This is a genomic window from Paenibacillus sp. 01L418 (assembly GCF_056400045.1).
In genome coordinates this window covers 63,732-72,729 of the sequence record NZ_JBFTSN010000027.1, presented here as the reverse complement: position 1 = coordinate 72,729, position 8,998 = coordinate 63,732, and the positions used below count along the sequence as shown (strand labels likewise).

The window sequence follows — 8,998 nt, the reverse complement described above, 5'->3', positions numbered from 1 at the left end:
GATTGCTCCATCTTTCCCGATTCAGTCATGCGACCATATCGCGTATCCGGTATTAGCATTCGTTTCCGAATGTTATCCCAGTCTTATAGGCAGGTTACCCACGTGTTACTCACCCGTCCGCCGCTAAGCATCAGAGGTGCAAGCACCTCATCAACTCCGCTCGACTTGCATGTATTAGGCACGCCGCCAGCGTTCGTCCTGAGCCAGGATCAAACTCTCCAAATTGGTGTTTGAAATGCTCATTACTTTTTTATCGCTTTTTTCGCTTATCCCGAAGGATTTGCGAGGCAGTTATTACTCGTTGTTCAGTTTTCAAAGAGCAATCTTTTCTCTCTTGTCGACCGTGTATCTCGTTGGCGACCTAGATAATATATCATAGGCGCCTATGGCATTGCAAGTGTTTTTTTCATTATTTGCGAAAAACTTTTTGCATTAGCATTTCATACCTTCTTTTCACCTTTGCAGCTTGCCATAATGGCTTGTTTAAACAATATAACTTGCTACAACATATTATATAATTTCCTAACTTTCATTAATTATTCTTCTAATACAATAAAAAAAGTAAGTACAATGTTACGGTGAGAAGACTTCGTTTAGTCTCCTTATCGTTACACTGTACTTACTTAAAGTTTTGACGAATTCGCTTATCTGAGCACTTCTTTAATATGAAGATGCCTGTCTACGATTAAGTTTACAATGACACCTTCAATGGATACCCAAGGCCTAGTCGGATAATTACGATCCGAGAATACAATCTCTCCAATACGTTCATCGCTAAGCTTAACGACCGTCCCATTATGGAACTGAGTAGCCTTCTCTACAAATGTACGGACATAAGTAGGATCCAGCTTCCCGAAGGAATCGCTTTGGATTTGTTCCAATACGAGATACGGAGATGCAGCTTTCCTATATGCCTTGTTCAAAGTCATTGCATGAAATATATCAGCAATCGCTACGATCTTGGCGTACGGGTTTATCTTCGTCGCATCAATGCCGAGCGGATAACCTGTTCCATCAACCTTCTCATGATGCTGAAGCGCCGCCATCTTTACACCCTCATTAAGAGCAGATACATTCTTGAGCAATTGGTACCCAAGAACCGTATGACGCATCATTTCTTCTTTTTCTTCTGTTGATAATGTATTAGGCTTCGTCAAGATTGCTTTGTCAATTCGGACGTTGCCGATATCATGCAATAAACCGGCAAATGCAATTTGCATCCAATCCTTTTGAGGAAAGCCCGTCCACTGTGCAATTTGATAGGAGGTTAATGCAGACGTAATGCTGTTATGAAGCAAATAATCTTTCTCCAAAAATTGACGCGGTACAAAGGTCAGCAAGTTGTAGCTCTTTATGTGCTCCAGCATTTTTTCAAGCTGCTTGCGTACATCCATGATCGGCATGGCTTGACCCGCTGCAACAGTGTTAAATACTTGGCGTAAAACAATAATCATTTTGTCGTACTCTTCATGAAGGGGAGATGCGACTAATGCTGAACTCGGTTCTTGGCTTGCATCCTCATCGGTATCCTCTTTTGTCTTGCTCAAATCAATATTCGATTCAATCTCGACACTTGTGACGAGAAATGCTTGCAATATTTCTATTTCTTTAGGGGTAACGATCTTTCCCTTTTGAAATAAAACACTGCCAAGTGGGGTGAGGACATCTTCAATGATTTTGTCGCCTAATTTGAGATGTAATAATGTTACTGCTGCCACGAGAGTCCTCTCCCCTTGTGCCTGAATAGTAATTATGTACTCCCATAAATAAAGCAAACCTAGGCTGACCCGTCATGCGACGGAGTCAGCTGCGTCTGCTTTCATTTATTCTTGCGTCGTTTCGCCGCCATCTTGCTCTTCATTTTCATCTATAGCTTCATTCTCTTCACTGCGAGCAACACGTGTAACAGTCGCTACCGTATCATCTTCGCGTGTATTAATCAGCCTTACGCCTTGCGTATTCCGTCCCATCGTAGATATGCCTTCCATGCTGGTACGAATCATCGTGCCAGATGAAGTCATAATCATAAGATCCTCATCATTCTCAACCACTTTTAGTGAGACGATCGGTCCATTCTTATCGGTTACGTTAAGCGTCTTAATCCCTTTACCGCCACGGTTCTGAATACGATAATCGGCCACTGGTGTCCTCTTGCCGTAACCTTTGGAGGTAACGATCAGGATATCGTTATCCGGTACGATAACATCCATATCAATAACGGTATCTTCATCATCAAGCTGGATACCTTTCACGCCTGTAGCGGAACGTCCCATAGAACGGACATCCTGCTCAGAGTAACGTATGGACATGCCCTGCGCAGTTCCCATAATAATTTCCTGGTTACCGTCAGTCAGCTTAACGCCAATTAGATCATCGTCCTCACGAAGTGAGATTGCGATCAATCCGACTTTCCGAATGTTGACGTAGTCATCAAGCGGAGTCTTCTTCACAACCCCTTGCCTTGTAGCAAAGAACAAGTAATGTTCCGAATCAAATTCTTGTACAGGTATGACCGCATTGATTGTCTCACCCTGTTCAATTTGAATGAGGTTGATAATAGGCGTACCGCGTGCAGTACGGTTAAGATCAGGAATCTCATAGGCTTTCAGCTTATACACCTTACCTTTGTTCGTAAAGAACAGCAGGTAGTGATGCGTATTGGATACAAATAGATGCTCAACAAAGTCATCATCCTTAGTACCCATGCCGACAACGCCTTTGCCGCCGCGCTTCTGGCTGCGGTAAGTGCCAACCGGCAAACGCTTGATATAGCCCGTGTGAGTAATGGAGATGATAACATCCTCACGAGGAATAAGATCCTCATCGAGAATTTCCTCATCACTTGCCATTATCTCCGTACGACGCTCATCACCGAAACGATCCTTCAATTCAGCAAGCTCTGTGCTAATAATATCGAGCACAAGCTGCTCATCAGCTAGAATCGCTTTATATTCAGCAATTTTACGCATAAGTTCTGCATACTCTGCTTCTATTTTATCTCTTTCCAGACCAGTCAGGCGCTGCAAACGCATATCCAAAATCGCTTGCGCCTGCTCATGGCTGAGCGAGAATCTTGTAATTAAGCCTTCACGAGCTTGATCAGCTGTTTGGGAAGCGCGAATGAGTGCAATGACCTCATCCAAATGGTCAAGCGCTATTCGCAAGCCCTCCAAGATATGTGCGCGAGCTTCAGCCTTTTTGAGATCAAACTCCGTACGACGACGAATAACCTCGATCTGATGCTGTAAATAATGATAAAGCATATCGCGTATGTTAAGCGTCTTAGGCTCACCATTTACGAGTGCCAGCATGTTAATCCCAAAGTTGGATTGCAGCTGTGTATGCTTGTACAAATTATTAAGTACGATGCTCGGGTTAACATCACGACGAAGCTCAATGACTACGCGCATGCCGTTACGATCCGATTCATCTCGCAAATCAGTAATACCTTCAATTTTCTTCTCGCGAACGAGCTCGGCAATTTTCTCAACTAAACGAGCTTTAATGACTTGATAAGGCAGTTCATGCACAATGATGCGCGCTTTGCCGTTATTTTCTTCAATCGTCGCCCTTGCTCGCATTGTTACCGAACCGCGGCCTGTCAAATAAGCTTGACGAATCCCCATACGGCCCATTACAAAACCGGCTGTTGGAAAATCCGGACCTTTTATGTGTTCGATGAGTTCGAGTGGTGTAATGTCAGGATTAACAATAAGCGCCTGTACTCCATCGATAACCTCATTCAAGTTATGAGGTGGAATATTCGTAGCCATACCAACCGCTATCCCAGTAACCCCGTTTACGAGAAGGTTTGGATAACGTGCTGGCAATACAACTGGTTCCGACTCTTCACCGTCATAGTTAGGAATGAAATCAATCGTTTCCTTGTTGATATCGCGTAGCAACTCCATTGCCATCTTCGAAAGACGAGCTTCCGTATAACGCATGGCAGCTGCAGAGTCGCCATCAACTGAACCAAAGTTACCATGTCCATCTACGAGCATATAACGCATGGAGAAATCTTGTGCCATCCGTACCATCGACTCATAAACTGCGGAATCACCATGCGGGTGATACTTACCGATTACTTCTCCTACAATTCTCGCTGACTTCTTATGGGGCTTGTCCGGTGACATGCCCAGCTCAGACATCGCATACAAAATACGTCGATGCACTGGTTTAAGTCCATCCCTAACATCGGGAAGAGCGCGACTTACGATGATACTCATTGCGTAATCCATAAAGGAATCCCGCATCTCCGTACCAATATCTCGATCTCTTACAGACATACGTTGTTCTTCCGCCATGATTTACCTCCCTGACGCCATCTATAGCTACTCTTAAATCAACATAACTCTTATATTACTTTCTCAAAAAGCGAGCATATAAACCTTTTGCGCTCATGCTTTTGGAATTCCTGCGAAACTTTCGTCTTTACTTGCTAAAAATAGGTGAATTACCGCTCTCCATACATGAAAACCTGCCATAAAATAAACAGACCCAACTTTCATTATACCACTCAATCGAAAGTCTGTCTCCTGCATCATTTGAAATCGATGACCTGTAAAAGCAGCATTTTGAAAGGAGAAAAATCGTTGAGTATACAACGCGTTACGAGCAAATGGGCCAAAACAAAAGTCATGTTGAAATCTGACTATTTACGCTCTTATATGCCCCCAACAAAACTATTCGGACGCGGCAGCCTTCAGTCAATGCTTAGTGAATATGGTATGGTCTACGTCAAGCCGATAAACGGTACGTTCGGCAATGGCGTCATCCGCGTGGAGAGAACTACTGTACCTGCTCTCGGATATCGCTATCAGCTAGGGACAAAAATCTTGTTTTTCTCAACACTCGACCAGTTATACCATAAGCTAGCTCAACAAACGAAGAAGCGAAGCTATCTTGTTCAAAAAGGTATCCATTTGCTAAAACATCAAAAGCGGCGCTTCGATATTCGCGTTATGGTTCAGAAAAACCCTCATAACGAATGGGAGGCCACTGGCATTATCGGTAGACTCGCCCATCCTGCGAAAATAGTAACCAATTATCACAGCGGCGGGACTCCGATGGCTCTTGAGCGGCTCATGGGCGATCATGCTAATGCTTCAGAACTTGCTGCCTTCAAAAACAAATTAAGAAAAGTCAGCATTACGATTGCCAACCAGTTACAAGGTGCCTACCCCAATATAAAAGAGCTAGGCGTGGACATCGCAATTGATGCAAAACTGCATCCATGGATTTTGGAAGTCAATACACTACCCGACCCATTTATCTTTCGAAAGCTGCCTGACCAAAATGTTTTTCATAAAGTATATCGTTATGCAGTCGCCTATGGCCGATTTAAAAAAAGAAGCAGTCGTCCATAATGGGCGGCTGCTTCTTTACGAGATCCTTTATTTTAAACATCTAGATTCGTTACGTATCTAGCGTATTTTTGAATAAATTCGCGGCGCGGTTCAACGTTATCGCCCATAAGCGTGTCGAACACGATATCCGCTTCAATTGCATCCTCAATCGTTACCTGGAGCATCGTACGGCTTTCAGGATCCATCGTTGTCTCCCAAAGCTGAGTAGCGTTCATCTCTCCAAGACCTTTATAGCGCTGAACGTTTACTTTTACGCCTTCTCCAAATTCAGCCAAAATCTTCTCGCGTTCCTTCTCGGTTTGCGCGTAGCGAATGACCTTATTACGCTCGATCTTGAATAGAGGAGGCTGTGCAATATAAATATAGCCAGCGTCTATAATTTCACGCATATAGCGATAGAAGAACGTTAAGATGAGCGTACGAATATGAGCGCCATCGACATCCGCATCGGTCATAATGATGATTTTGTGATAACGTGCTTTAGTTAAATCGAAATCATCACTTATACCGGTGCCCATCGCTGTAATCATTGCCCGAATCTCAGCATTGCCAAGAATACGATCGAGACGCGCTTTTTCTACGTTCAAAATCTTACCGCGAAGCGGCAAAATGGCTTGGAAATGACGATCGCGGCCCTGCTTGGCAGATCCACCGGCAGAGTCACCTTCTACGATGTACAGTTCGCTGATCGATGCATCCTTGGATGAGCAGTCAGCAAGCTTACCAGGTAGAGAGCCAACTTCCAGAGCGCTCTTACGGCGAGTCAGCTCACGCGCTTTGCGCGCTGCTTCACGAGCACGAGCAGCAGATAGACCTTTTTCTACGATTTTGCGCGAAACAGAAGGATTCTCTTCTAGAAATTCCTGCAGCTTCTCAGCAAAAAATGATTCTACGATTCCGCGGACTTCGCTGTTGCCAAGCTTAGTCTTTGTTTGTCCCTCAAATTGCGGTTCCGGGATTTTGACAGAAATAATAGCCGTCAAGCCCTCACGCACATCATCGCCGGAGAAATTCGAATCATTATCCCTGATGAGATTTGATTTGCGGGCATAATCGTTAATAATACGCGTAAGTGCGCTCTTAAAGCCCGACTCATGCGTACCACCCTCATGTGTATTAATATTATTTGCGAAAGAGTATATATTCTCGGTGTAGCTGTCATTATACTGTAGAGCGACTTCTACTTGGATATGATCCTTCGAGCCTTCCACATAAATTGGCAGCTCATGCAAAGGTTCGCGATTGCGGTTCAAGTATTTTACAAACTCGATAATACCGCCCTCATATTTAAACGTATTGGATACGCCAGTACGCTCATCACTAAGCACAATTTCAATGCCTTTATTCAAAAACGCAAGCTCGCGAATACGCGATTGCAGCGTCTCATAGTCGTATACGGTCGTTTCCGTAAAAATTTCTGTATCAGGCTTAAATGTTACTTGAGTACCTGTTTCCGTTGTCTCGCCGACAATTTTAATATCATACTGCGGAGCACCCTTGCGGTACTCTTGCTGATAGATATTGCCTTCGCGTTTTACTTGAACAATGACAAGCTCGGACAGTGCGTTTACGACAGATACGCCGACCCCGTGCAAGCCGCCGGATACTTTATAGCCCTCTCCGCCGAACTTACCTCCCGCATGCAAAACAGTCATAACGACTTCTAGCGTCGATTTTTTCAGTTTCGCATTCTCTCCTACAGGGATACCGCGTCCATTATCGATAACCGTTACGCTGTTATTCTCATGCACGATAATTTCGATTTTTGAGCAATAACCGGCCAAAGCCTCGTCAATACTGTTATCAACAACCTCCCATACGAGATGGTGAAGACCTTTGCCACTAGTGGAGCCAATATACATCCCCGGACGTTTGCGTACCGCCTCTAAACCTTCCAAGACCTGTATCTGACTCTCGTCATACGTATGCTGTTCCAAAGACATGCAACTTCACTGCTCCTCTCAACTGCTGTTCCTGATCGCCTTCGCTCTAGCCGTTAGCCACAAACTGATGGGCTCTTTTCTTAAGCGTAGAGGATGAAATAGGCGAATAATATATTTTTTGCTTCGTTACAACGATCGATTTTGGCTCTTCCTCGCCTATCGTTTCAACGTCCTTACGCTTGCGTGCTCCCGCAACGAATTGCTTGGATAGTTTAGAGGATTGCTCGATAGAAATATCAAAGATGGCCACGAGCTCCGCAGCCCGAATTATTTTCTCGCCGCCCAAATGGATGTACATGTCCTCTTCCTCACCTCTCCTATTCGCAATTTAACGTGTCACTCGGCCGTCATGCACATGATAGATGCCGGCATCCTGAAGCCTGCTCACATTCACGCTTTCAAGGCCGGTCGTTGTAATAAAGGTTTGTACTTTGCTCTGAAATGTCTCAATAAGCTGTGTCTGACGGTTCTGATCAAGCTCTGACAGCACATCGTCAAGCAGCAAAATCGGATACTCACCGATTTCCTCGTTAATGAGTTCTATTTCTGCCAATTTTAAAGACAGGGCCGTTGTTCGCTGCTGCCCCTGTGAGCCGTAGACTTGCGCTTCTTTGCCGTTGATAAAAAACGCCAAATCATCGCGATGCGGACCCACGAGCGTAACACCTCTGCGAATCTCCTGATCTTTCACCTGTGTTAACTTTATCATAAATTGATCAAATAAAACAGATTCATCTTGCTGGGCATCTGTATCAAAAGAAGGACGGTAGTCAATCGTGAGCTGCTCAGTCCCGTTCGTTATGCCTGCATGTATTCGTTCTGCAAACGTTTGTAATTTATGTATAAAGTGTTTCCTTTTTTTCATGATTTTAACACCATGCTCTGCGAGCTGCTGATTCCACACCTCAAGCATCGTTTGATTTGCCCCCCCAGGATAGGAGGCTTTCAAAAAATTGTTGCGCTGCTGCAGCACTTTTCCATATTGCTGGAGTGTATACAAATAGCCGGGCTGTACTTGTCCGATTTCCATATCGAGAAACCGTCTTCGCACTCCCGGCGTTCCTTTTACAATTTCAAGATCCTCTGGCGCAAACATGACGACATTTACCGAACCGATGAAATCACTGAGCTTACGCTGCTCAAGTCCGTTTATTTTCGCTTTTTTTCCTTGCGCTGAGAAAAGGAGATCCAGCTTAATCGCTCCGTACTTCTTATCGACCTCACCAGTAATGCGAGCGGAGCTTTCTTGCCAGCCAATAAGCTCCTTATCCTTAGAGGTACGATGAGACTTCGTTAAAGCAAGTACGAATATAGCCTCTAGCAAATTAGTTTTGCCTTGAGCATTTTGCCCAAGAAAAATATTGACCTTATTCGGCGTTTGCAAGTCAATCTCGCTGTAGTTCCGATAATTTTGCAGCTGTATGCTCGTTAAAAACACGTTTTGACCTCCCGGTCCGTTGGTGCGTTACTCTTTACCTACCGTAAAGACGCCGCAGCCTTCAACCTCTACTTTATCGCCAGCATACAATTTTCTTCCTCTGCGGTTATCCGCTTCTCCGTTAATAACGACAGTGTTTTCTTGAAGGAAAAACTTCGCATGACCGCCGGTTTGAATGCAATCAGAAAGCTTCAAAAATTGGCCCAGCGTTATATATTCCGTCTTGATGGCGATTTCTTTCATGAAAA

General features: G+C 44.4%; 7 protein-coding genes and 1 rRNA gene. 1 reads left to right on the top strand and 7 read right to left on the bottom strand.

The window, feature by feature from the left end; translation table 11 throughout:
• From AC1DSE_RS06495 to gyrA, 3 genes are all read right to left on the bottom strand, one after another.
• Window positions 1-225: ribosomal RNA gene (locus tag AC1DSE_RS06495) — 16S ribosomal RNA — on the bottom strand; the annotation flags it as partial.
• Between the two features lie 419 nt (window positions 226-644).
• Window positions 645-1,718, bottom strand: a complete 1,074-nt coding sequence (locus tag AC1DSE_RS06490; RefSeq protein WP_477511814.1) for an HD-GYP domain-containing protein — start codon at window positions 1,716-1,718, stop codon at window positions 645-647.
• A gap of 105 nt (window positions 1,719-1,823) precedes the next feature.
• On the bottom strand, window positions 1,824-4,307 hold the full coding sequence (gene gyrA / locus AC1DSE_RS06485) for a DNA gyrase subunit A (RefSeq protein ID WP_477511813.1): 2,484 nt from the start codon (window positions 4,305-4,307) through the stop codon (window positions 1,824-1,826).
• Window positions 4,308-4,595: 288 nt separating this feature from the next.
• Here gyrA and AC1DSE_RS06480 point away from each other — a divergent pair, with 288 nt between their 5' ends.
• Entirely contained in the window at window positions 4,596-5,369 is a 774-nt protein-coding gene (locus AC1DSE_RS06480; RefSeq protein WP_441878046.1) for a YheC/YheD family protein, read from the top strand.
• Between the two features lie 32 nt (window positions 5,370-5,401).
• On the opposite strand, the gene gyrB is transcribed toward AC1DSE_RS06480, so the two are convergent.
• From gyrB to yaaA, 4 genes are read right to left on the bottom strand one after another with little or no spacing between them, the layout of a single operon-like run.
• A complete protein-coding gene (gene gyrB, locus AC1DSE_RS06475; RefSeq protein ID WP_076266599.1) occupies window positions 5,402-7,312 on the bottom strand; it encodes a DNA topoisomerase (ATP-hydrolyzing) subunit B in 1,911 nt (636 codons plus the stop codon).
• Between the two features lie 46 nt (window positions 7,313-7,358).
• The gene (remB, locus tag AC1DSE_RS06470) at window positions 7,359-7,610 is read right to left on the bottom strand and encodes an extracellular matrix regulator RemB (RefSeq protein WP_054025778.1); all 252 of its coding nucleotides are present in this window, start codon (window positions 7,608-7,610) and stop codon (window positions 7,359-7,361) included.
• 30 nt (window positions 7,611-7,640) lie between these two features.
• Window positions 7,641-8,750: a DNA replication/repair protein RecF gene (recF, locus tag AC1DSE_RS06465; protein WP_477511811.1), complete on the bottom strand. Its 1,110-nt coding sequence runs from the start codon at window positions 8,748-8,750 to the stop codon at window positions 7,641-7,643.
• A 27-nt stretch (window positions 8,751-8,777) separates the two neighbouring features.
• Entirely contained in the window at window positions 8,778-8,993 is a 216-nt protein-coding gene (gene yaaA, locus AC1DSE_RS06460; protein WP_076266597.1) for a S4 domain-containing protein YaaA, read from the bottom strand.
• Window positions 8,994-8,998 lie beyond the last annotated feature (5 nt).